This is a genomic window from Lysinibacillus sp. NPDC094177 (genome assembly GCF_050279145.1).
Classification (GTDB): Bacteria; Bacillota; Bacilli; order Bacillales_A; family Planococcaceae; genus Lysinibacillus.
The window spans coordinates 26683-51406 of sequence record NZ_JBNNTW010000015.1; the positions used below are offsets into that span (position 1 = coordinate 26683).

Genomic DNA, 24724 nt, shown 5'->3' on the forward strand with positions numbered 1-24724 from the left:
CGCGAGAAATCAACGTTTTTAAATTGATTTCTCGCACTTTTTAAGGGTTTGTTCAGTTTTGTCCCAGCTACTTTTTCATTTTGCTTTTGTGAGCATCTAAAAAAGTGAGCAAGTTCCAATATGGCACTGCTCACTGCTTTTATTAGCTCTTCATACGAATCATTAAAAGTAGCCCCCGTTATGAAAAGAACCAACCTATTGTTCTTGGAATTGATAATTTACTATTTTTTTATTCGTATGTATTCGATATCGTGTCTCCTTGTATTGGCTCTTTACCATCTTTAAATAGAATACGAATTGACGTTCCATTTACAATATTCGGCGTATCCATTACCTGAAAATGAATATGAGGTTCTGAAGAATTACCAGAATTTCCACATTTCCCAATAAGTTGCCCTTCCGTTACGATTTCACCTGATTTTACTAAAATCGAGTTCTGTTTAAAATGTGCAATCATACTAAATTCATTATTTACATGTTCAATCACGACATAGTTTCCTGCTGGATTATGTTCATCCATCTCACCAGGCACATTATCTTTTATTCCATCTACAACTTTTACGACTTTACCATCTGCTGGCGCTATAATCTCTTCATCAAAAGCATAAAAATTTTCATTTCGAATTTGACTATTTTGATAAGATTGTCCATCTTGAACTTTTACTAAATCGTAAGCATATCGCTGACTTTCATATAAATAATGATAATTTACAAATTCATTCGTACCGCCCCAAAAAACAAACCACTTATCTCTAATTGGCATTATGTATTTATTTTTTGTATATTGTTGATCCGTTTTTGGAAAAACAGTAAAAGGCGTTAAATAAAAACTCTGTATTTGATTGAATTTATCAAAGGAAGCTACAACTGCTTTCTCACGTTTATCATCTACCCATACATAATATGTTAAATTTTGTAATACCGTCATTGTTTCTAATTGATAATTTTTAACACCATTATTAAAAGATGTGCCTAGCTCAATAAATTGTTCTAAAGTGACTATCTTCTGAAACTCTTTTGATGTAGCATCATAAACTTTTTCGTAACCTTCTTTTAACCAAATATCTATAACTTCTTCCGGACTACTGAATTTCTCCATAATAACAACTCCCATTAATGTATAATTAAAACATTTATTATATTTACGAAGTTTAATTACGAAAAGTTTCAGTAACGTACAGTGTTTTATTGTCTGGACTCCAACATGTAGAAGCTAATTTCTATGTTGTTGTTCATCTGATGTTCATATTGCTTTTTTATAATAAGTCTGAGCAATAGGTGTAGATATTCTTTTTTAAGGAAAAAGACATTTAAATAGTGCTATGAATCGGGTGATTGAAATGCTAATAATTGCTACTATATTTATTACAGCAGCACTAATTTTTTATTCCGTAGGAGTATGGGCAGAAAAGTTCCAAAAAACATTAAAGTTATGGCATGTGATTATTTTTTGGTTAGGCTTACTATGCGATACACTGGGAACTACCATGATGGAAAAAATGGCCTCACAAGGATCTCTATTTAGTTTCCATGGCATAACAGGTTTATTAGCAATCTTGTTAATGTTATTCCATGCAATTTGGGCTTCTATTGTATTGATAAAAAAAGACTCAAAAATGATGATAAAATTCCATACGTTAAGTATATTAGTATGGTTCATTTGGTTAATTCCTTATATATCTGGAATGATATATGGAATGACCAACAAATAAGGATGGATTTAAGCTGTAGCGTCTGCCAACGCTGCAGCTTTTTCTTTTCCCACAAAACTTCTTTCAATCACCTTGCCAATAATCTTCACTTGATGTTCTCGTAGTACTAGTATAGAACTGGGCTAAGCATTAATAAAAATCTCCAAAACCATTGCTATAACAAGATTCCCCAACCACATTATGCTATACTATTTCTATTATCGAAATATTTGAAAAGAGGGATACTAGATGACAAATTTACAGCAATTAGATGCGTATTTTACAGAACATCGCGAAGCACACTTAAATGAATTAAATGAATTTTTACGTATTCCAAGTATTAGTTCTTTATCAGAGCATAAAGGAGATATTCAAAATGCCGCTGAATGGCTTGCGAATGCTTTTAAAAATTTAAATCTTGAGAACATCTCTATTACGCAAACTGCTGGTCACCCTGTTGTTTATGCTGATTGGTTACATGCAGAGGGTAAACCTACTATTCTTTTTTACGGTCATTATGATGTACAACCTGTTGATCCATTAAATTTATGGGAAACCGAGCCATTTAATCCTACGATTCGTGACAATAAATTATTTGCTCGTGGGGCTAGTGACGATAAAGGACAAGTGTTTATGCACTTAAAAATGATTGAAGCATTATTTGCGACAACTGGTACTTTACCAGTGAACGTGAAATTCATCTATGAAGGTGAAGAAGAGATTGGTAGTCCTAACCTTCCTGCCTATGTTGAAGAACATAAAGAGAAACTAGCTGCTGACTTAATTTTGATTTCTGATACAGGTTTATATGGTCCTGGTAAGCCTGCTGTATGCTATGGATTACGTGGCTTAACAGGTATTCAAATTGATGTTCGTGGTTCAAAAGGTGACCTTCACTCTGGACTTTACGGTGGCGGTGTACAAAACGCTATTCATGCATTAGCCGACATTTTAGCATCCTTCCGCGATGAGCATGGCACAATTCAAGTTGAGGGCTTCTACGATAAAGTTTTACCATTATCTGAAGAGGAACGCGAAGCTTACCGTGCGCTTGGTTTTGATGAAGAATCCGTGAAGGAAGAAGTTGGCGTGAAGGAATTATTCGGTGAAGCTGGTTATTCCTATTTAGAACGTACTTGGGCTCGCCCAACATTAGAGGTCAATGGTGTGTTTGGCGGCTTCTCTGGCGAAGGCATTAAAACAGTGCTTCCTGCTGAGGCTGGCGCAAAAATCACATGCCGTCTTGTGCCAAATCAAGAGCCAGATGAAATTGTTGCACTTTTAAAAGCACACATTGAAAAACATAAGCCAACAGGCATTGAAGTGACAATCTCTGAATTCGATAAAGGGCGTCCATTCTTAACACCGTTTGATCATCCATTTATCCAAGCTGCTGGTCGCTCATACGAAAAAGTATATAATGTACCAACTGCTTACACACGCGGAGGAGGATCAATCCCTATCGTGGCTGCCTTTGATGAAATTTTAGAGTTACCAGTGGTGCTAATGGGCTTCGGCTTATCCAGCGAAAACTTCCATGCACCAAATGAACACTTCCATTTAGAAAACTTCGATAAAGGACTACGTGTTTTAAGTGATTATTTATTTGAAGTAGCTGAATTACAAAAGTAAAACAACAGAGGCTGGGACAAAAGTGTTTCAGCCAACAAAAATACCGAACTATCCAATGACACGCTCATGAAGTGTTTCGGAATAGTTCGGTTTTTCTATTTATCGTGTTTTGTTAATTTAGAGACTATTCGGCTTTATAAAGGAACCATTTAGTTATGTCCCAGCCTCTTGTTTTTGCTATTCTCCAAAAATCGTAACAATATCTGCTGATGTTTTACGTTCTTTCCCTTTTGGCACTTCATCAAAATAGCCAACTTGTAACATCGCAATCACGCGCTCACCCGGCTGAACCTTTAAGGCTTCACGGAATTTTGGGTTATCTAGGAACGCAGGTGTTTTCCAGCATGAACCGATTCCTTTATCCCAAGCTAGCAATTGAATGTTTTGAATAAAAATACTTGCCGCTGCGTAATCTTCTAATCGCTCTTTTTGGCGTGCATCCTCTGGAACGATCACAAAAGCATAGCCACCTGGTAATGTGAATTTCGTCATTTGCTTCGCTAAATCTTCACTTGAAAGCTCCTGCCATTTCGGTATCGCTAGATCACGCAATAAATTATGAAGAGCAGATAACTCCTTACCGCATGCAACGACTAAACGCCAAGGCTCACGATTCCCATGATTCGGTGCCCATACTGCATCGTCAATAATGGCCATTAAATCTTCACGATCCACCGGCTGGCCATTAAATTTTTTAATAGAACGACGTTGAATAATCGCATCCCTAACAGACAAATATTGTTCACTCATATACTCTTATCTCCTTCTATAACATTACAATAATTAAAATTTATCTTCATTCAGCAAATCTCTCTTGTACCGAAAGCAAAGCGACAGATACAGAAGACTCCCTCCTCTGAAGGTGGTGAGATAAATTCAGATACAGTTCCTTTTTCCAGGTGTCCAAACACCTACTGAAATAGAGGAACTCAGTCTAAGAACGCCACGTCCTGTGGCAACGACTGAGTGACCAAAATCATATTGGCCCAAATCCTCCGGCGGATGTCACGGATTTTCAAAGGAATGAATTGTGCGTGCACAATTCAAAATCCAGACGCAATTACGCCAAGGCTAAATTTATATCTTCTATCTTTCACATTATCACAAATTGATGAGCTTTAACACTGCTATCACCTTAAGCAAAACTATCCTCAATATGAATGAAATAATAAGTCATGCTTGGCGTATAGGCCGTTGAATCTTCATAAAAATATGGTCGATTAATACTATCTGAAGTATGTGCATTAACATATGGAATTCCATTTTGAATACTTGTCACAATTACGGAATGGTCAATTCTCCCATCCCCTTGGAAATCATAAAAAATGATATCTCCAAGTTCTAATTCTTCAGCAGTTTGTACACGCCTACCCTTCAATCCAATTGTAGAGCCTTCCAAATACCATCTAAGGGAATGTGCAACAGACCAGCTAAAACTCCAATTTCCATGTTGAACCCACCAACCCTTCCCTCTGTTTGGAGCACCTCGCATTGGTGCTCCTCCGGCAAGTAAACATTGAGATATATAGTTCGTACAATCAACAGTAAAATTCGGAAATGCTGGATTACGCCTGTTCCACCACAAGTTTGCATACTGTACAGCGGCTTGTCTGTTATACATTTTTGCCACACTTCCCCTCCTTATGTTAAACATATGTATAAAGAGTTATTTCTATTAGCTAGGTCCTTATTCATAAAAATGACGAAAGTGGTCTTAATTGGTACCATCTTTGCCAATTTTAAGATAGTTTTTGCTACAATAAGGGTAAGGATTATAGATTTTTATTTTTTGAATCAGAAGGGATGTTGAATGTGAAGCAGCATGCTGAGAAAGAAATTATACAACCTACTCTTTTATGCGATAAAAAAGGTAATTTAAATCCAGCTGCCATCGGATTTGCACGTAAACCTCTCATAAACAGCAATTTAAGTGGCCATATCATGCGCAAAAAGAAATGGAATTATTGGTGTGTCTACGGTGATGAGATCATCTTCTCTGCTACTATTAGCCATCTAGACTACGCAGCGGTCTGCTTCGTCTATTTCCTTGAATATGAAACACAGCGCTACTTTGAAAAAACAATTACAATTCCATTGGGCGGAAAGTTAAAAATGCCTACACAGGTTCTAGATTCAGTATCCTTCAAAAATAGTGAAATGATGATTGATATAACATATATGCAAAATGAAACGCATCTATCAGTTTCAATCCCTGACTTTGACGGAGATGCTTTACGTGCAAAGCTTGTCATTCAGCATCCACCTACAGATGAGTCATTAAATGTAGTCATTCCTTGGAACCGTAAAACATTCCAATTTACAGGTAAGCATCATATACTTCCTACTTCTGGAGTCGTAACAATTGGTACTCGCCATTTTACATTTTCGCCTGAGGAAAACTTCGCTGTACTAGAATACAGTCGTGGCGTTTGGCCTCGCACATCCACATGGAACTGGGGAATGGCCTCGCAGCGAGTTCGAGGTAGACGAATCGGACTCAATTTAGGTGGTAAATGGACAGACGGAACGGGAATGACCGAAAATGCTGTTTTCGTTGAAGGTAAAATGACAAAAATACATGAGGATGTACTGTTCAATTATAATCAAGAGGATTTAATGCAACGGTGGAAAATTAAGACAAAATTCACTAACCAAGTTTCATTAACATTCTCCCCAATCTTCGAGCGTGTATCCGTAACAAAAGCTGGTCTCATAAAATCTGAAGTACACCAAATGTTTGGCTATTACGACGGCTCCGTACTACTAGACAATGGCGAAACACTTATAATCAAACAAATGCTAGGCAGTATCGAAGAAAACCGCGTAAAATGGTAGCAACAGAAACTTTAATTACTATATTCTTTTCATACTAGGATTTAACGCACTGACATTCGCACATTCTCAGCGCGTTAAATCCGAAAAAGCCTATGCCTATCCGTTCCCTTAGTGGGGCTATCCGTTACTTTGACTATTCTTTCTATCGCTCTATCGGTCCTATCCACGACTTTGGCGATTCTATCCGCCGCTCCAAGTTCTATCCTGCCAATCCAGATACTATCTTTTCCGGGTCGTCTGTAAATATTGCCTGTACACCAAGCTGCTGTAATTGCTTCGCGTGCTCGACATCATTAACTGTATACACACGGACAGTTGCTCCTTCATTAAGAGCTTCTTGAATGGATCTCCGAAATGCTGTAGGTAGACTGACATGTATAGCATCTGCCGGAATTTGAGCTGTATAGTCGTTAAAACCGACTAAAATTTCCGCAAAAAGCGCCGCTTTTTCAATATATGGCGCCCTTTGTGAGACGATCTGAATAGATTCATGATTAAAGGAGGAAATTATCACTCTCTCTGTCATTTGATATGCAGCAACCTCTCTAATAACAAGTGCTTCTATCCCATCGTATGGAAATACATCGGTTTTGAGCTCAATATTAATACGATGATTTGTGCCTGCAAATAGCTCTAAAATGTCTCCTAGAGTTGGAATGCTTTCATCCTCAAATTTAGAAGAAAACCATGAACCATAATCATATGCACGAAGCTCTTGTAGCGTATAATCCTTTACGTAGCCAGAGCCGTTAGATGTGCGATTGATCGTTTCATCATGAATAACGACTAACTCCCTATCCGCTGTTAAATGAACATCTAGTTCAATCCCTGTAATCGGAAGCTTTGATGCAGCCACAAAAGCAGCCATAGTATTTTCAGGGTAATGTGCAGAAACGCCTCTATGTGCAAAAATATCCAAATTTGATAACCCCCTAGTTCGCTCACCATTAGTAAAAAAACTTGAACAAGTCAGTTGGTGGAACGAATTTCTACATTTAATTTAACTTAACTCCACAAATAAGCCTATTACAATTTCACTTGATGGTAAATATTATATATAGTAGTATGAGAATCTACTTAAAGTTGTAAGTACTTAGGAGGTGCTAAAAAATGACTGCACAACATCCAGATTTTCAGGCTGAAGTGGAATGGTTAACTTACACCAAAAATTACATGCAGCAAATTTTAAATGAATCTCAAAGAGGTTTGCAATCTGCTCAGGAGAATATTCGTAAGTCGATGGCAGATCTTGATTATTTAGATTCAAGTTTGGGCTATATTAATATTTTAGCAAATGCTCGTTTCTTTGAAATGGCTCGAAACCAAAAGGAAGGCTTAGAGGCTATTCAAAAAAAGCCTTACTTTGCCCGAATTCATTTTCAAAAGAAAGGAGATCCTGAAGAATTTCTTTATATCGGCAAGACTTCTTTGTTCCATCGAGAAACCCATGAACCTATTATAGTCGATTGGCGTTCACCGGTAGCAAACGTCTATTATGATGGTCGCCTTGGGGATATGGAATATGATGTTCGTGGAGAAATCCATAAGGGACACCTATTTGCCAAGCGACAATATAAAATCAAAGATGGTGAATTGCTTGATATACGGGATATTGATTTAACAACAAACGATGAATTACTGCAAGAAGCGTTAGCTGGAAAAGCAGATGTGCGCTTGACAGAAATCGTCTCCACCATCCAAAAGGAACAAAACGAAATTATACGAGCACATCTTCGTCAGCCTATTATCGTACAGGGTGCTGCTGGTAGCGGAAAAACTACCATTGCCCTACACCGAATATCTTACTTCCTCTACACAATGGGCGAGCATTTTAACCCTGAGCAGCTCATGATTTTAGCACCGAATAAGTTATTTATCGATTATATTGGTGATGTTTTACCAGAGCTTGGCGTCGATAAAATTTGTCAAACAACCTTTACCGATTACGTTCTAGCTGCAACTAAGCTAAAGCTGAAACTTCAAAACCCTAATGAGCAGTTAGAGTCTCTTGTTGCAGGTGAACCCCAACAGGCAGCTTCATGGATATCCGAAATGAAAGGCTCTCTTTATTACCGTGATGTAATAGAACGATACGTTCAAAAGATTGAGCAGGAAATTGCCAACCAATTTGAGGATGTTTTCATTGAAAAATATTGCATTATGCGTGCCTCCCATTTAAAGAAGCTATTTTTATATGAATTTTCTTATATGCCGATTGAAAAACGACTGGCACATATAAAAAAAGTGCTAGCAAGCCATGCCCGTCAAAAGAAACAAGCTATTTTAAATACGCTTCATAAAAAATATGATGAAGCACTTGGCAAAGCACTTGATGGATTTCGTGATGATGACAAACGTCGTCGTGTTGTCACTAAGTTTATTGATGAACGTGATGAACGCATTCCTGCCATTGAAAAAGAGGCAAAATCAACAGCAACGGTTTATATGCGACGCTTTGCTAAACATAACATCAAGACTCTCTATCGTACACTTCTAACAAATGCTGAACTTTTAGCAGAGCTTGCTCCAGAATGGCATTACATTGAGCAACAGCAATTTTTACAGGCTCATGCTAAAGAACAATGGGTGCTTGAAGATTTGGCTGCACTTTATTATTTACAAGCTCGTATAAAGGGCATTCCAGATGAATGGAAAATGCGAGTTGTTTTTATCGATGAAGTACAGGACTATAGTTTATTTCAGCTTGCTGCTTTAAAAACAGGGCTTGAAACAGATATGTTTACGATGGTCGGCGATTTAGCACAAGGAATTCACAGCTATCGTTCTCTTACTGCCTGGGAGCCTGTTCAAAGTCTTTTTCCGCGAGCAAGTTTTAGAACCCTTCAAAAAAGCTATCGAACAACAATTGAAATTATGGAGGTTGCTAACAAGGTTTTAGCACAAATGGATGAACAGCTTCCATTAGTAGAGCCAGTTGTTCGTCATGGCAATGTACCAACCTATATACAGGCTCAATCATTTGATGCCCAGCAAATTAAAAGAATTTTTGAAGCCATTCGAGCCAATGGGCATCATTCCATTGCTTTAATTTGTAAAACAACTGCAGAGGCAATTACAATGCAGCAAGCATTAAAAGACAATAAAATTGCTTCTCAACTCCTAACTGAAAATGAATCCATCAATCAGGAATTATTACTCGTTGTTCCGAGCCATTTAGCAAAGGGCCTTGAATTTGATGCTGTTATCGTAGCTGCCTTTGAAACACCTTTCTACGATACGAAGATTGATCGCAAGCTACTTTATGTGGCGCTCACTCGAGCAATGCATGAGCTTTATTTAATTGGTCCAACAAAAAATACATTTCTATTAGAGAATGAACAGGTGTAATAATAAAAAAGTCGCTTTTAAAGCGACTTTTTTTTTAGCATCGAACATTCAATGCTCATTTATCGATTCCGAGGCGGTAAACGGTAAAACCTCCCTCTGGATAAATACGCTTTCACAACTTTCCACCATGACCTTGGTGCTTCCCTTGGAGGAGACTTCTTTTTAGGTAGTGCCGGCATGCGCATGATAACGACTCCTTTCATAGGCTTACTAATACTATATGAAGATAGTTACAAATTTATGATAAAAAGAATAGCTTACCAATATAGATACGTTCATGCCCCATCTCCTACCGGCGACCCCCGAACAAAAATAAAAAAGAGCAGACACATTTGTCTACTCATTTTATGAGAAAGAAAAAATGGCATTCCCCCGCTAAGGAGAATCATATTTAATACATACCTTTGAATGACGCTTCTTTATGTTTATTTATTATTCTTTTGAAGAAAGGCTTTTACTTTTTCATAAGCAAATTGAGCACTCATACTATCTGGTACTGCATCAAAAACATGATCTGCTCCTGGTAGAAGATAAAGTTCATAGGGAACGTTATTTTCTTTTAGTTTTCTATTCAAAATTTCAGCTTGTTCTTCTGGAACAATTCGATCACTCGTTCCTAAAAGCGTAATAGTAGGAGGGGTATTTTCCTGAATGTAACTGATTGGAGAAAGTATTTTATAACGATCCGGGAATTGTGAAGGTGTACCCCCAATATATTGTTCCATAACACTCTGCACGTAGTCAGGGCTAGGGTCGTTCTTATAAAACTCTGTCATATCTACCGGTCCATATAGGTTAATCACAGAATTAACATGTACTGAAGGCACATTGGTTGAAGGAGGTAATTTTATATCTCCCATACTATAGGCAGCCAGCATTGCTAGATTTCCACCTGCTGAATCTCCCATTAAGTTTATTTTTTGGGGATCAATGTTGTAAGCATCCGCATGTTCTGCTATCCACCCTATTGCTGATTTTACATCAGCTACTTCATCTTTCCATCCTGCATGAGGAGGCATGCGATACTCTACATCAAACACAGTATATCCTAATTCACTTAACCATTGATTCCAATTAGGAGTATTCCCTCTATTCCCTGAAACCCATCCGCCCCCATGCACTTTTACAACAGCGGGATGAAGAGATTCTTTTGAATCTCCATGAGCTGGCCACACATCAAGCTTTAATTCCACGCCATCAGGAGTTGTTCCATATACGACGTCCTGTATGAATTTTGATGTTATTTCTGTTTTACCGAAAAAATGAGAACTAAGGGAGACGGAAACATTTTCATTTTTAGCATAATTCGACATTTTAATGATTGGCTCTACGGTTAGAAAACTTAATAGTAAAACTAAAGGAATCAAGATTGTCCAAGCTATTAAAGCTTTCCTCCAGACAGCTAACCCTAATAAGATTAATATCACAACAGTTATACTTAATAAAAACGTAGGCATTACCAATGCAATCGCTCCAAGGAGACTCATTATGTTCGGAAGGCCGACTGGATTCCAAATATAGTATGTCAGAATACTAATAAAGGAAAATGTCACTACTGCAAGAACCGTCAGTAACCATTGAATAAAACCTCTAGGGCGCCATGAGGTTAGTTGTTTTAGTTGTCCCATATCCATTTTTCATATCCCTCCATATTAAAGACCCATCGCCATAACGTATGGTTATTAGCCATATTAAATTACAATATAAAATTTAGGCTCTTCTAATTTTCATTGTGTAAGAGCTGAGTGGTTGTTGCTTTCTTTTTTGTCCTTTTAAGAAAAACGATACAACGAGGGAAACAATTATAAAGATTAACCCAAGCGTAAATGCCTCTTGGAAACCAGATGTTAAACCGTTTAACTTTTCAACTGGATCCATTGGATTTACCGAGTTTTCCATATATTTATTTGTACCTGTTGTCATTTTAGATATAAAAATAGCTGTTCCAATTGCGCCGGCTACTTGCGATAACGTATTAAAGATCGCTGTACCGTGTGGATAAAGCTCTGGTGTTAATACGCTGTGCATCAAAATAATTTGTGTTAATGTTGTTTCTCCGTTAATACCACTGAATAGCCACATCGCAAAGGCTACTAGCCCAATGCCTGGGATGATAATAATTTTTGGATTTAATTTATCAAATAATTTACCTGCAACCGGTCCCATGATGCCGCTAATAATACTTCCTGGTAGCATGATTAGCCCTGATTTAAAGGCTGTAACAAGTAAAACCATTTGTAAAAACATCGGTAATAATGTCATCGTTGAGAACAAGGACATCATGACGATGAATATTAACCCAACTGACAAAGTAAACATTGGAAATTTAAATGTACGCAGTTCTAGAATTGGATTGTCGATTTTTAACTGACGAACGTTAAAGATTAATAACGCTATTGCCCCTATCATTAAAGAGTAATAAACTTTAGCCTCTGACCATCCTAAATCACCTGAAGAACTAGAGCTATACACAATTCCACCCTGCCAACTTGCCGACATTATAAATAAACACTACCAAGATCAATTATACCTCGGCATAATTACGTCCAGAATCGGCTTTGCGCTTGCACTCCTTTTCAAAGAAAAGACTCCCCCACCCTTTTTTGTAGTTCGTTTATCTCCATCTGAAAATTCTCCGCATCCTTATCACCGGTTGATGGACTTTATGCTGAACACAAAAAAGTGAGAAGCGATGCATAAAGCACACTCCTCACTCTTCACTTATTGTTTTACATAATAGTCTATTTGCTGAGCCTTCATAAAGCCTGCCTTCTCATAAACAGAAAGCGCCTTTCTATTGTCAATTTCTACATCCAGCATGACGATTTTCGCTCCAATTTTGCTCGCATAATCTTTAGAGAATGAAAGCATCGCAGTACCTATCCCTTGCCCTTCATAAGTTGGGTGGACTGCCAATGCTGTTACCCATTGAATTTCGTTTTCCTGGGCAGTCGCCACTGTTCCAACAATTTCACCGTCTTTACGCGCTATCCACAGCTTTCTTCCGTTCGTTGACGTATTAAAAGCGATTAGTTCCTCAGACTCTTCAGGTAGGTCTCCAAACGCAGCACTATAGATGGCAATTAGCTCTGTCTGTTCACCTGCATAAGGAATGATTTCAATATCATTCTTTAACTCTACTGACTCTGCTCTTGTTTCTAAAGTGGCCTCTGAAAAGCTATATGTAAAGCCCTTCTTTTCAATAAACGTGTGTCCGAAAGGTGATCCATCTATCACTACCGCCAATTGACCTTCTGCCCCACGCTCTTTAAGTCCGGTCTGTAAAGCATCTATTAAAGCGGTTCCAATTCCCTTTTGACGGTACATAGGTGTTACAACTAAAGACCATTCATAAGTATGAAGGCCCATTAAATCTATTGCACTAGCTACACCAACTAATACATCTTGGTCATCTTCATAAGCAAGTACCATAAAGCCCTTCGATTCAAAGGAACTTGCCATGGGCAAACCCATAACAGTTTCATATACACGATAATCATGTGTGGTCGCTTCTTCACACAATAATTTTAATTCATTTAATGTTTCTCCATCTAACGGAAAAGACACTGTCATCACTGAAATATTCATCATTTACCCCGTTCTTATATCAGACTATTGCCTATTGTAGCAAGAAAGAAAATAAGCTGGCAACAAATTATACTAGATACTCCTAATTATTAACAATTTTACCTCAAATATAGTGAAATTTAAAGGTTTTATATGACTATTGGTAGTTATAATGACTGAAAATTACTAGAATCAGTAGGTAGAAAATTACCATACTATACGTTTACCAATTACATTTTTGAAATATTCAGATATTTCAATCCTTTATTTCCCCTCACCATAACTTTAGGATTTTTAGATGATATACGATGAGCACTAAAAAGCAAAAAGATGCTGGCCAACAAACGTAATATCATTTCTCTCCTATACTCATTCTCGGAATCTCAACTTGAAGTTGATTCTATTATTCCAATCTAACCGACGGACGAAATCAATATATATCATATGTCACTCACAACTTCCAATATTTAACCATAATTATACTACTTTTGTAAACGAATTACATCAGAATTATTTGTAAAGTCAAATAATTTAACTTCTTTAAGCAAGTGTTTTTTTTTGCGAAAGCTAAGCGGCAGCTACAAGTGTTTTATGTAACGTAAGTGAAACGAGTTATAAATATCTTTTGTATCAATTTAGTTTTTAGACGAAAGACAAAATAAAAATGTACACTACTAATAATCAATTATGCCTCAGCATAATTGGGTCCGGAATCGGCCGGAAGCTAACTTCTTTCAGCGGGTGTTTGGACACCCGCTGAAAGAAGTTAAATTTAGTAATGTACATTTACTTATCTTTAATATTATAGAGTTTACTGCTTTCCACCCTACTCATCAAGATGATGGGATGAAGATTGTAACATCTGCGCATAGATGCCACCGGATTCCATTAACTTTTGTTGGGGGCCTGCTTCGACTAACTCACCTTTGTGCATAACAAGCACAAGATCGGCATTGTGCACTGTATTTAAACGGTGAGCGATAACAAAGCTAGTGCGTCCCTGCATTAACATATTAAGAGCCTCTTGAATCGCAAGCTCCGTAACGGTATCAATACTACTTGTCGCCTCATCTAACAATAAAATTTTCGGGTCGGCAATCAATGCTCGTGCAATTGACAATAACTGCTTCTGACCTTGCGAAATTCCACTACCATCTGCGGCAAGTACTGTATCATAGCCATCCTTTAACGTTTTGATAAAGTCATGTGCATTTGCACGCTTCGCCGCTTCCACTATCTCTTCATCAGTAGCATCTAATCTACCATAACGAATATTTTCAAGTACAGATGCTTCAAACAAAAACGGATCCTGTAACACAAAAGCCATTTGTGAGCGCAATGCTTGTCGTTCTATTTGCTGAATGTTTACACCATCAAATAAAACCTCACCCTTTGATACTTCGTAAAATCTTGCAATAAGCTGCAAGATCGTTGTTTTGCCTGCTCCAGTGGCTCCAACAAGAGCTACTGTTTGTCCGGGTTCTACATTAAAATTTATGTCTTTCAAAGTGTAAGCTTCCGCTTCTAGCTCATATTTAAAATACACATGTTGAAAGCTCACCTGTCCTAATAGTTTGTGCTTCTGTGCTGAAGCCGCTTCCTCTTCAGGCTGTTCATCCAATAACGCAAATACTCGCTCAGCACCAGCAATCGCTGAGAGTACGGTATTAAATTGATTGGCCAAATCATTTAACGGTCGTGTAAATTGCCTTGCATATTCTGTAAAAATTACAATTACTCCGATTGACACATGCCCATAAAGAGCAAGAACACCGCCAATACCAGCCACAATTGTAAAGCTCATATTGTTTAAAAAGTTCATGACCTTTGGAATATATCCTGAGTATGTCTGTGCCCAAAAGCCAGTACTTTTTAATCGTAAACTTTTTTCGCGGAACTCCTCTTTCATTCGTTCCTCTTGTGAGAAAGCTTTCACAATTCTCTGGCCCGAAATCGTTTCTTCAATCATGCCATTCAGAGCTCCTATGGCTGCTTGCTGTTCCTTAAATAATGGTGCGGTTCTCCGTGTGACCCAACGCATTGCCCAAAACATAATTGGTATAATCGCCATCGTTATTACCGTTAATAAAGGGCTTAAACTTAGCATGATAATCACTGTTCCCGTAAGCGTTAATACACTAGAAAACACTTGGATAAAAGAGCTATTTAATGTTGAGCTAACTGCTTCAATGTCATTCGTCATTCTACTCATTAATTCTCCATGCTGACGACGATCGAAAAAGGCAATCGGAAGTCTTTGGAAATGGGTAAATACAGTCGTTCGTAATCTATAAATTGTATGTTGGGCAATACCAATCATCCAATAGTTTTGTAAAAATAATGATACTGCTAATAGAGCATAAATGCCGATTAACAACATAATTCCATTACCTAGCCCTGTAAGCTCTCCATGCATTACGTACATGTCAATCATTTTGCCGATCAAATACGGCCCAAAGAGAGTCAAAATGGAACTCGCCAAGACAAGTAATAGCACAATAATTAGTAGTACACGTTGTTCATCAACTATTTTCCATAAACGTAGTAATGTACTTTGCCAATGTGTCGCACGAGGTCCCTTCTTTTTCTTAACAGTTTGCTTCACATCATCTTTCGTCAAAATCGGCTCATAGCCAAAAGGTTTTTGGAAAAATCCCATTATTCCTCTACCTCCTGTTGGGAGATTGCGATTTTTTTATAAAGCACTGAGTTTTGTAAAAGCTCTTCATGCGTCCCGTATGCGACCACTTTTCCTGCATCAATGAGTAAGATGCGATCTGCACCTTTAGCTGTCCGAATTTTTTGAGTAACTACTAGCATTGTTGCTTGTTCTTCACTCAATGCCTCCCATAATGCCTGCTCCGTTTTAACATCAAGCGCACTTGTACTATCATCCAGCATTAATATACGCCCTTTTCTTAATAACGCTCTTGCAATCGATAATCTTTGTTTTTGACCACCTGAAAGATTAACGCCCTTCTGACCGACTCTTGTCTCGTAACCATTTGGGAAATCCTCCACAGAAGCATGGATTTGTGCTTTCATTGTAGCCTGTAGCACTGCATCCATTTCAGCTTCCGCATCGCCCCAACGAACATTTTCAGCAATGCTTCCTGTAAATAATAAGGACTGTTGTGGAACATAGCCGATGATTTCACGTAGTTCTTGTAAGTCCCATTGCTGTACATCTTTTCCCTCTACTACTATTTTGCCTTCTGTAACAGCGTAGAAGCGAGGAATTAGCTGTAACAACGTTGATTTCCCTGAACCTGTTGCCCCCATAATGGCAAGTTTTTCACCAGATTTCACTCGGAAGCTTACATCGGAGAGTACAGGCGATTCTCCCCCAAGATAAGTAAAGCTAACATGCTCAAAAGCTAATTCTCCAAAATTCAAGCCATTCGATGTTTTCTCTGAAGACGATGTAAGCTCAATCTCATTCTCAGTTGAAAGAACTTCTGACATACGCTCTGCTGAGGCTTTCGCACGCGCGAAAAAAATAATAATAAAGGCAAACATCGAAAACGAGCCTGTCATACGCATTGCATAATTGACAATGGCAACAACATCTCCTAGTGGTGTTATATTGGAAGCTATTTGTTTCGTCCCAAACCACAGCACTGCAAGTAGACTCATGTTCATGATGAATAACAATACAGGCATAATATACTCCATTGTGCGTAAAGCCTTTACAGTATCTATTTTTAAGTGTGAGGCAACTTCATCAAAACGAGAGGATTCATATGCACCTCGTAAATAAGCCTTCACTAATCGAATAGCCTGTAAATTTTCCTGCAGTACTCGATTCAACCGATCTACTCTTTTTTGCACAACTCCAAAATAAGACACACCTTTTGTCACCATAAAAATAAGAAAGATAAAAATAATCGGTGCACCTATAATTAAAAACAACGCTAGTTTTGCATTTACAATAAAAGCCATGACAATACTACCAACAACGGCAAGTGGTGCACGAAGCATTATACGCAAACTCATAAACAGCACCGTCTGAACTTGCGTCACATCATTCGTTAACCGTGTAATAAGGGAAGCCGTTGAAAATTTTTGATAAGTAGTTAGTGTAAAGGATTGTATTTTTTCAAACAATGCATTTCGTAAATCATAGGAAAAGCTCTGTGCTGTATGCGACGAAAAATATGAATTAACGACACCGGCTATAAAGGCTACGAAAGATAAGCCAAGTAAAACAATTCCCCATTGCCAAATCATCCCTTGATTTTGAGCTCGTACTCCATCATCTATGATTTTAGCCATGATAAGTGGCTGAGCAAGCTCCACAAACAATTCCAACAGCATTAAACAAAACGCAATAAATGCAGTCCATTTATAAGGCTTTACATAGGAAAAAATTTCTTTCACATTGTTCCCCCTTGTTCTTAATAAAGGAGTTCCACAAAATTCGAATATAGTGAATAACTCCTATATAGATAGTATTTTTATGCTTTTCCTCCACCTACAGAAAGCCATGTTACACAAGCAAGCATAACGAACACACCAACTAATTGCCAGAAACCTAACGATGTACCAAACACGATAACTGAAATAACCATTGCCGTTAGCGGTTCAATACTAGAAAGAATACTAGTCTCAATTGCTGTAATGTATTTCATGCTGCTTAAAAACAACACAAAAGCCACAGTTCCGAAGAATATTAAAGCAATCATAAAGCATGTAATCTTAAGATCTGTGAAGACTAACCACAGATTTGAATGCCAAATACGACTAATAGTTCCTAATGCAAATCCTCCTATAAGCATTCCCCAGCCGACAACAAGTAGTACACTCCATTCTTTCATCAAACGTGCAGGATACAACGTGTAGAAGGCAAACGTAAGACCAACAGCAACTCCCCATAATAAGGCTTTTTTACTAACTAACAAAGCGTCAAATGAAGCGTTCGTTAGTAGGAGGAACAGACCTACAAGTGTACCAATAATACCTATCACTTGATATTTGGGTGGCCATTTCTTTAAACTAAGAGAGACATAAGCAACAACAAATATCGGTGCTAGAAATTGTAATAAGGTAGCAAATACAGCATTACTTTCGTTGATTGCCGCCACGAAAGCAAACTGAACGCCCAACATTCCTGCTACCCCGAACACAAAGAGTTGTCTACTCCATAGTTTTTGTTGCCAAATTCTGAAAATATCCTTTCCAGTTAACAATAAGTATGTAAGTAATAAAATGCCTGCCACCGATAAACGAACTGTTAACATAAAGGAGACTGTCAATGGCGTATGGTTGAGTAACCACTCCATCAAAGGTCCAGTTGCTCCCCATAACATCGCACCAGAGACGATAAATACTATTCCTTTTATTCGGTTCATACAATTCTCTCTTCCTATATACATACTAAAAAATGTTATTTTTCTTCAAATTTTCCCTTACATCTCACTAAAAAAGTCCCAATTTTTTTCATTATCAAATTTTTACAATCATATTCATAATGACTATTTCCCGAGAATTAACTATAATAATAGTATATATAGATTACTCAAGGAGATCGAATAATCATGAGTCATATGCATAAATCATTTACGATTGATGAACATTATTTAAATTCACTTCCTTTTCCTGCAATTGTCATGAATCAAGATGGACAAGCTATAATTTTGGGAAAACTTGCTGAACAGCTGTTTGGTTTTTCAGCTACTACTATTAAAGAACATACCGCTTCATTCATTCATGAGAATTTACTACGTCAACTTTCATTGGAAACGTTCCAATCTATTTTACAAAATGATGACAGCACGTATATAAATCAAATTCAACTGAACACATATACAAATGAAGAAATTACAACAGCGCTACTAGCTAAACCATTTACTGAACAAGGAGAGCATCTCATTCTTATGATGTTTATGTTACCAGAATTAATGATTAATTCTGTCTCAAGTAGCAACACTCTCGTAGACTTAAAACAGGGTTTAGACTCCACATTTATGACCGTAACACTTGATTATGATGGGTTCATTTTAGAATGTAATGCTGAATTTCTAAAAACGAGTCAATGGACACCAAAACGCGTTATTGGTAAAACATTTTGGCAGCTATTCCCTGATAATACAGAAAGCGAAAAGATCACAAATACTATCTGGCGTAATTTAAACAATGGCCAAACTTGGCAAGGTGAAGTCGAAAAAGTTACAAAAACAGGTCAGTCTTATTGGGTGCTACTAACAGCTATTCCAACATTTAATCTTGAAACAAATGAGCAACAATTTTTTTTAATTGAAAAAGATATCACTAAATCAAAAACAATACAACATCAGCTTGAAAAAATCGCTTATATCGATACAGAAACAGGTCTCATGAATGCACATAGACTCGAAAAAGTGATTTCCAACATGATTGAGGATGAGAGAAGCTTCTCTTTTGTTTATTTAAGTATAGATAAATTTTATACATTGAAAGAGTTACACGACCAGCAAATCGATCAAGGCCTTATTGTAGAGTTTACAAATCGTATAAAAATGTACTTCCAAGATAGCACAATGGCACGTATTAACGAAAATGATTTTGTCGTGATTACACCATTAAGTGAATGGTTTATTCAAGGCTTCCTGTCTTACTTACAACAGCATCCAATTTATAACAGTAATGTTGCTGTCCCTATTTCTATTAGTGGCGGAATCACACGTTATCCCGAAGATCAAACTACATTCTCCCAACTAATGAAGGCATCCATTGCTACTATTACAACTGTCCGTGAAGCAGGTGGCGATAAAATCGTCTCACTATCAAAAGCATCACATAAGGCATTAAATCGTAAAGCTTTAATTGAAAAACGTTTACTTCAAGCTCTTGACCAAAAAAACCTAAAAGTCCTCTATCAGCCGCAAATTGATGTTTATTCAGGCAAAATTACAGCTGTAGAAGCACTAGTTCGTTGGGAAGATGAAGTAATAGGCGTAGTCTCACCTGATGAGCTCATTCCAATTGCTGAGGAAACTGGTCTTATTAATAATATTGGTTCCTTTATGCTAGAAAAAGCTTGTGAACAGGCTCTTATCTGGAAAAATGCTGGTCATAATTTAAAAGTATCCATTAACTCTTCTGTACGCGAATTCCGTGATAAAAACATGGCAAAGTCAATTCTTGAAATGTTAGCGAAGACTGGCTGCCCTGCAAGCCTTATTCAAATCGAAATAACAGAGAAATTCGCCCTAGAAGCAGAAGCTGCTACCTTTATTACACAGCAAATGCGTAAGCTTGAAAATGAAGGCATTGCCTTTATACTAGATGATTTCGGTACCGGGTATGGTTCATTTAGATACATGCAAATTTTACCAATCGATACATTAAAAATCGATAAAACATTTACAAGTTCTTTATTAAAATCTGAAAAAACCCAAAAGCTAATGAACGGTATGGTGCAACTCGGAAAATCTATGGATCTTAAAGTTGTAGCAGAAGGTGTCGAAACTGCTGAACAAGCAGACCTTTTGATTACTTATGGCTGCGACGCTATTCAAGGTTACTATATTAGTAAGCCAATTTCCGCCGAGGAAATTGAAGCACTACTCGTTAAATAGTCAATTTTAAAGAAGGAGGCTACGTTTAAGAACGTAACCTCCTTCTTGTTGTTGAAAAACTTTTATGTCATTGAAAGTATCATATTAATTAAGGTATGGCTCTACGCAAAGCGAGGAGGTTTGTCTGTGTGAAAGCGTATGGTTAGCTAGCTTCAGCAACAATAATGTTTATCTGTAGGAAAGCTTTTTCATATTATAAAGGGGGTTACACTTAAAAATGTAACCTCCTTCTTTATATTTATACGCCATGCTTACCCTACGTTTATTGTAGAGCCGAGCCTTATTTCTTGTAGACTTTTTTTAATGTCTCTTTACTAGAACGGACAGAGCGGAAAATAAGCTGTATAAGCACCTCTGCAAATACAAGTCCTATAACGATGGCACCTGTAATTAAAAATGCCTTTAATCCATACTGTAGCCCTTGTACATAATCATCTTCTACAATATTTCTCATTGCATTATAAGCCATGCCCCCCGGAACTAACGGGATAATACCGCCAACAATAAAAATAATCATCGGCATTTTGAAGCGTCGAGCATACAAATGAGCAACGATAGCAATTACGAAAGAGCTAAAGAATGAGGCATTTACAATATCCATGCCATGCTCTGTTAGGACGAAGTAAATCATCCAGCCTACTACCCCAACAAAACCACAATAAATTAGGGTTTTTCTAGGTACATTAAAAATAATTGCGATTCCTGCAGTCGCAAAAAAGCTAAGAACCAACTGTATGATATAGTCCATGTCCTCTGCCTCCTAAAACGATAGAGTGACGGCAATAGCTGCACCGATTGCAAAAGCTGTTAAAAAGGCCTCTACGCCCTTTGCCATCCCTGACATAAAATGACCTGCCATTAAATCCCGAACTGCATTCGTAATTAAAATACCCGGTACCAGTGGCATAACGGAACTAATTATTATTTTATCTAATTCCGTACCATGGCCATATTCCACTACAAAGACTGCAATATATCCTACTACTAATGAAGCCGTAAATTCCGAGAAAAATTTCACTTTTGTTAAATCATTTATCAATAAAAGCACTAGGAAGCCTATTCCCCCTGCTAAACATGCATAAAGGAAATCAGACCATCCTCCCTTAAACATTATAAGGAAACAACCACTCGCAAGAGCCGCTGATATGACTTGAATATATATTGGTAAAAAATAATTTGTTTTTTGTATCGACTTTAGCTCGTCATAAGCTTCTTCTAATGTTATCATGTGAGATGTGAGTCTCCGAGATACTGAATTTACCAAGGCTATTTTTTGTAAATCTGTTACCCTATTGGAAATCGATTTAATTCTCGTCGGCTGTGTCTTGCCCAACGAAAAAATGATCCCTGTAGGTGTGGCATAACATTGCGCATCTAGCATATTTTGAGAATGTGCCATGCGTAGCATTGTATCCTCCACACGGTATGTTTCTGCACCACTTTCAATCATAATTCGACCTGCAAGCAATAAGCAGTCCATCGTAAATTCATTATCCACTTCATGTAAAACCATTACAGTTATCTACCTCCCTCAATTATGCCTCGGCATAATTGCGTCTGGAATCGGCTTTGTGCTTGGGCCTGCGTGATGCAGGTCAGTTAGCCGTTATCGCATGGATGCGATGATTTTAGGCTAACATCCTATGTGAACTCCTTTCCGATTCCGTGACATCCGCCGGAGGCTTTAACTTCTTCAACGGGTGTTTGGCACCCGCCGAAGGAAGTTAAGGTTCCTTGCCAATAGTATCGAACTGCAAATAAAAACTCAACAAAAAATTTTAACTTTTAACAAAAGTACTTTGGCTTTCATAAGTTAAAAATGGTAAGCTAATGGATAATTTATTTATGAAGATTGGTTTCCCATAAATTGATAACAAAACTTCGTAGATTCGTATAACTTTTTCAATGACTAACACGTCAGATTGTATAGAAAAATAAATAAGGAAAGGAGCGTATCCATCAAAATGCCGGAACGCAGAAAAAGACGCGGCCCAATGATTGATTTCCTATTAATTGGCCTCATTATTACATTAACAACTATTATTTTAGTTATCATCCTATCAAAGGATGACTTTAAGTTTCAAAAAATTAGTGCCTCAAAAGAGACAAATTCAGATTCAATAACGAGTAATCTATCCACAGAAGGCTCTGCGTTTCCAGGTATACGTATTGTAACAGATGTTTCTAACGATAAGCGAACACCTTTTGCTATTCACTATCCAGAAACAGATAATAAAGCTTTTAACGATGCTGTACTACAGTACATAACGGATTCAAAAGAAAACTATCTGTCATCGATGAAAAAAAATAAAGATAAAGAGGCAATGGGCGAGCTTAATATTAGTCTAGAAACTTTCCCATATCAAAAGCATTACTATTCCTTTGTGCTAACAAAAACGCTGTATATAGGTGGAGCCAATCACGAGGTTTCAACAAAAACATTCTTCATTAATATTGAAACTGGTGATCTAATTTCCATTAAAACATTATTGAACAATGATGAAAACAGCTTATCGTCATTAGCTACTCATGTACGTAATGACTTACAACAAAACCTCAAGCTAAAGGATGAGCTTTTCAAGGATGAGTTAATAAAGTCCACTGAGCCAAAGTGGTCTAACTTCAATCGCTTTGCTATCGTTGATAATTCGTTACAATTCTACTTTGATGAGTATGAGATTGCTAGTGGAGCAGCTGGTCCGCCAATTGTGAAGCTTCCCCTTTCACTTATTAATCCGTTGTTAGCCTCTGATTTCCAAATTGCAATGGAAAAGCCGACGAAGCCAATCAATACAGGTGATCCAAATAAAAAACGTATTGCCTTAACTTTTGATGATGGCCCACATCCAAAGGTTACTGAACAGATTTTAGATACTCTCGATAAATACCATGCAAAAGCTACCTTCTTTATGCTTGGTAGCCGTGTACAATATTATCCTAATATCGCTAAAGATGTACTTGCACGAGGACATGAAATAGGTAATCATTCATGGAACCATCCTGTATTAACAAAACTGCCACTAGAGTCGGCAGTGAAACAATACACATCTACAGTTGCGGAGATAGAAAAGGCCATTAATCAAAAGCCAACTGTATTTAGACCACCATACGGAGCAACAAACGATGCTATTAACGCTCAAATTCCAATTCCTGTTGTTTTATGGACGATCGATACATTAGACTGGAAGTATCGCAATTCGCAACAGTTACTACCTCATGTTAAAAATAATTTACACAATAATGCCATTGTTTTAATGCATGATATTCATCAATCGACTGCCGATGGTCTTGATGCCGTACTTGCTTATTTACAAGGGCAAGGCTATGAATTCGTGACAGTTTCGGAAATCCTTCAATATCGTCAAAAATAACCAACCAAAGAAAAAGTCCAATAAACTCAAGATTGAGTTTATTGGACTTTTTTTACAGAAAACCTATTGTGTCAATGAACTTCTGCAAAACAAGGGGGTGATTTCCGTTCCAGGCTACTCGCTTTCCTGTGGGCGAGCGTCGAGCCGCTTCCTCCGCTAAAGGAACGAAGGCTAAGTGCGTCACGTCCTGTGACAATGCCTTCGTGACCAACATCGTGTTGGCCTCAGGGTCTCGCCTGTCTCGCTTTCCCACGGGAGTCGAGTAGCCTTCCACTCCAATCAGTAATAACGTAGTACTTTGATAAATTTAATTTAATGTTAAAAGTGAAAGATATGCTACTCACCATAATCGATCAGAATAGACTTATAACAGAGAAAGCGATTGTACATCTGTTGTTGCTGACACTCCGCTTTCGCACAAAAAACAATTGTTGCTTATGAAAGAAAATATATGTTCTAAGTGAAAAGGTTGATTGGAATAAGGCTGGACGATAAAACGTAAAAGTGTTCCGATAAAACTCAAAAGTTGGATAACATTTTGTAAAACGTATGTCATGTGGATATGTTGATTGGAGTGGAGGCTGGGCGACTCCTCGGGGATTAGCGATAGAGGAACGAAGACTAAAACCATCACATCCTGTGATAACGCCTTCGTGACCAACATCGGTGCTGCTGACGCTGCGTTAGCACTACGCTTTCGCGCAAAAAACATCTGTTGGCC

17 protein-coding genes and 1 pseudogene are annotated in these 24724 nt (G+C 37.6%); 6 read left to right on the top strand and 12 right to left on the bottom strand.

The window, feature by feature from the left end; genetic code table 11:
• Positions 1 to 229: 229 nt before the first annotated feature.
• The gene (locus ACQKNC_RS19115; protein ID WP_427426333.1) at positions 230 to 1099 is read right to left on the bottom strand and encodes a M23 family metallopeptidase; all 870 of its coding nucleotides are present in this window, start codon (positions 1097 to 1099) and stop codon (positions 230 to 232) included.
• A 241-nt stretch (positions 1100 to 1340) separates the two neighbouring features.
• Between ACQKNC_RS19115 and ACQKNC_RS19120 the strand changes: the two genes are divergently transcribed.
• Positions 1341 to 1712 carry an HsmA family protein gene (locus ACQKNC_RS19120; RefSeq protein WP_427426334.1) on the top strand — a complete coding sequence of 124 codons (372 nt, stop codon included), beginning with the start codon at positions 1341 to 1343 and terminating at the stop codon, positions 1710 to 1712.
• A gap of 228 nt (positions 1713 to 1940) precedes the next feature.
• On the top strand, positions 1941 to 3323 hold the full coding sequence (locus ACQKNC_RS19125; RefSeq protein ID WP_427426335.1) for a dipeptidase: 1383 nt from the start codon (positions 1941 to 1943) through the stop codon (positions 3321 to 3323).
• A 177-nt stretch (positions 3324 to 3500) separates the two neighbouring features.
• Here the strand turns inward: ACQKNC_RS19125 and ACQKNC_RS19130 are convergent, their stop codons facing one another.
• Positions 3501 to 4073, bottom strand: coding sequence for a nitroreductase family protein (locus ACQKNC_RS19130; RefSeq protein WP_427426336.1), 573 nt, complete (start codon positions 4071 to 4073; stop codon positions 3501 to 3503).
• A gap of 385 nt (positions 4074 to 4458) precedes the next feature.
• Positions 4459 to 4953, bottom strand: coding sequence for an amidase domain-containing protein (locus tag ACQKNC_RS19135; RefSeq protein WP_427426337.1), 495 nt, complete (start codon positions 4951 to 4953; stop codon positions 4459 to 4461).
• Between the two features lie 182 nt (positions 4954 to 5135).
• Between ACQKNC_RS19135 and ACQKNC_RS19140 the strand changes: the two genes are divergently transcribed.
• Positions 5136 to 6158 (top strand): DUF2804 domain-containing protein, encoded by a 1023-nt coding sequence (locus ACQKNC_RS19140; RefSeq protein WP_427426338.1) that lies wholly within the window; start codon positions 5136 to 5138, stop codon positions 6156 to 6158.
• 199 nt (positions 6159 to 6357) lie between these two features.
• Here the strand turns inward: ACQKNC_RS19140 and ACQKNC_RS19145 are convergent, their stop codons facing one another.
• Complete coding sequence (locus ACQKNC_RS19145; RefSeq protein WP_427426339.1) at positions 6358 to 7077, bottom strand: glycerophosphodiester phosphodiesterase; 720 nt, start codon at positions 7075 to 7077, stop codon at positions 6358 to 6360.
• Between the two features lie 191 nt (positions 7078 to 7268).
• On the opposite strand from ACQKNC_RS19145, the gene helD reads away from it, so the two are divergent.
• The gene (helD, locus tag ACQKNC_RS19150) at positions 7269 to 9506 is read left to right on the top strand and encodes an RNA polymerase recycling motor HelD (protein ID WP_427426340.1); all 2238 of its coding nucleotides are present in this window, start codon (positions 7269 to 7271) and stop codon (positions 9504 to 9506) included.
• 425 nt (positions 9507 to 9931) lie between these two features.
• Here helD and ACQKNC_RS19155 read toward each other — a convergent pair whose 3' ends face one another.
• From ACQKNC_RS19155 to ACQKNC_RS19180, 6 genes and pseudogenes are all read right to left on the bottom strand, one after another.
• Positions 9932 to 11140 (bottom strand): alpha/beta hydrolase fold domain-containing protein, encoded by a 1209-nt coding sequence (locus ACQKNC_RS19155; RefSeq protein ID WP_427426341.1) that lies wholly within the window; start codon positions 11138 to 11140, stop codon positions 9932 to 9934.
• An 86-nt stretch (positions 11141 to 11226) separates the two neighbouring features.
• A pseudogene (locus ACQKNC_RS19160) lies at positions 11227 to 12008 on the bottom strand (MFS transporter); the annotation flags it as partial.
• Between the two features lie 219 nt (positions 12009 to 12227).
• Positions 12228 to 13094 carry a GNAT family N-acetyltransferase gene (locus tag ACQKNC_RS19165; RefSeq protein ID WP_427426342.1) on the bottom strand — a complete coding sequence of 289 codons (867 nt, stop codon included), beginning with the start codon at positions 13092 to 13094 and terminating at the stop codon, positions 12228 to 12230.
• 805 nt (positions 13095 to 13899) lie between these two features.
• Complete coding sequence (locus ACQKNC_RS19170) at positions 13900 to 15732, bottom strand: ABC transporter ATP-binding protein (protein WP_427426343.1); 1833 nt, start codon at positions 15730 to 15732, stop codon at positions 13900 to 13902.
• Entirely contained in the window at positions 15732 to 17453 is a 1722-nt protein-coding gene (locus tag ACQKNC_RS19175) for an ABC transporter ATP-binding protein (RefSeq protein ID WP_427426344.1), read from the bottom strand. The genes ACQKNC_RS19170 and ACQKNC_RS19175 overlap by 1 nt, the downstream gene beginning before the upstream one ends.
• A 77-nt stretch (positions 17454 to 17530) precedes the next feature.
• Positions 17531 to 18424 carry a DMT family transporter gene (locus ACQKNC_RS19180; RefSeq protein WP_427426345.1) on the bottom strand — a complete coding sequence of 298 codons (894 nt, stop codon included), beginning with the start codon at positions 18422 to 18424 and terminating at the stop codon, positions 17531 to 17533.
• Positions 18425 to 18610: 186 nt separating this feature from the next.
• On the opposite strand from ACQKNC_RS19180, the gene ACQKNC_RS19185 reads away from it, so the two are divergent.
• The gene (locus ACQKNC_RS19185) at positions 18611 to 20632 is read left to right on the top strand and encodes an EAL domain-containing protein (RefSeq protein WP_427426346.1); all 2022 of its coding nucleotides are present in this window, start codon (positions 18611 to 18613) and stop codon (positions 20630 to 20632) included.
• A gap of 280 nt (positions 20633 to 20912) precedes the next feature.
• On the opposite strand, the gene ACQKNC_RS19190 is transcribed toward ACQKNC_RS19185, so the two are convergent.
• Positions 20913 to 21380, bottom strand: a complete 468-nt coding sequence (locus ACQKNC_RS19190) for a threonine/serine exporter family protein (protein ID WP_427426347.1) — start codon at positions 21378 to 21380, stop codon at positions 20913 to 20915.
• Positions 21381 to 21392: 12 nt separating this feature from the next.
• Positions 21393 to 22145: a threonine/serine exporter family protein gene (locus tag ACQKNC_RS19195; protein WP_427426348.1), complete on the bottom strand. Its 753-nt coding sequence runs from the start codon at positions 22143 to 22145 to the stop codon at positions 21393 to 21395.
• A gap of 451 nt (positions 22146 to 22596) precedes the next feature.
• On the opposite strand from ACQKNC_RS19195, the gene ACQKNC_RS19200 reads away from it, so the two are divergent.
• A complete protein-coding gene (locus ACQKNC_RS19200) occupies positions 22597 to 24003 on the top strand; it encodes a polysaccharide deacetylase family protein (RefSeq protein ID WP_427426349.1) in 1407 nt (468 codons plus the stop codon).
• Positions 24004 to 24724: the final 721 nt, after the last annotated feature.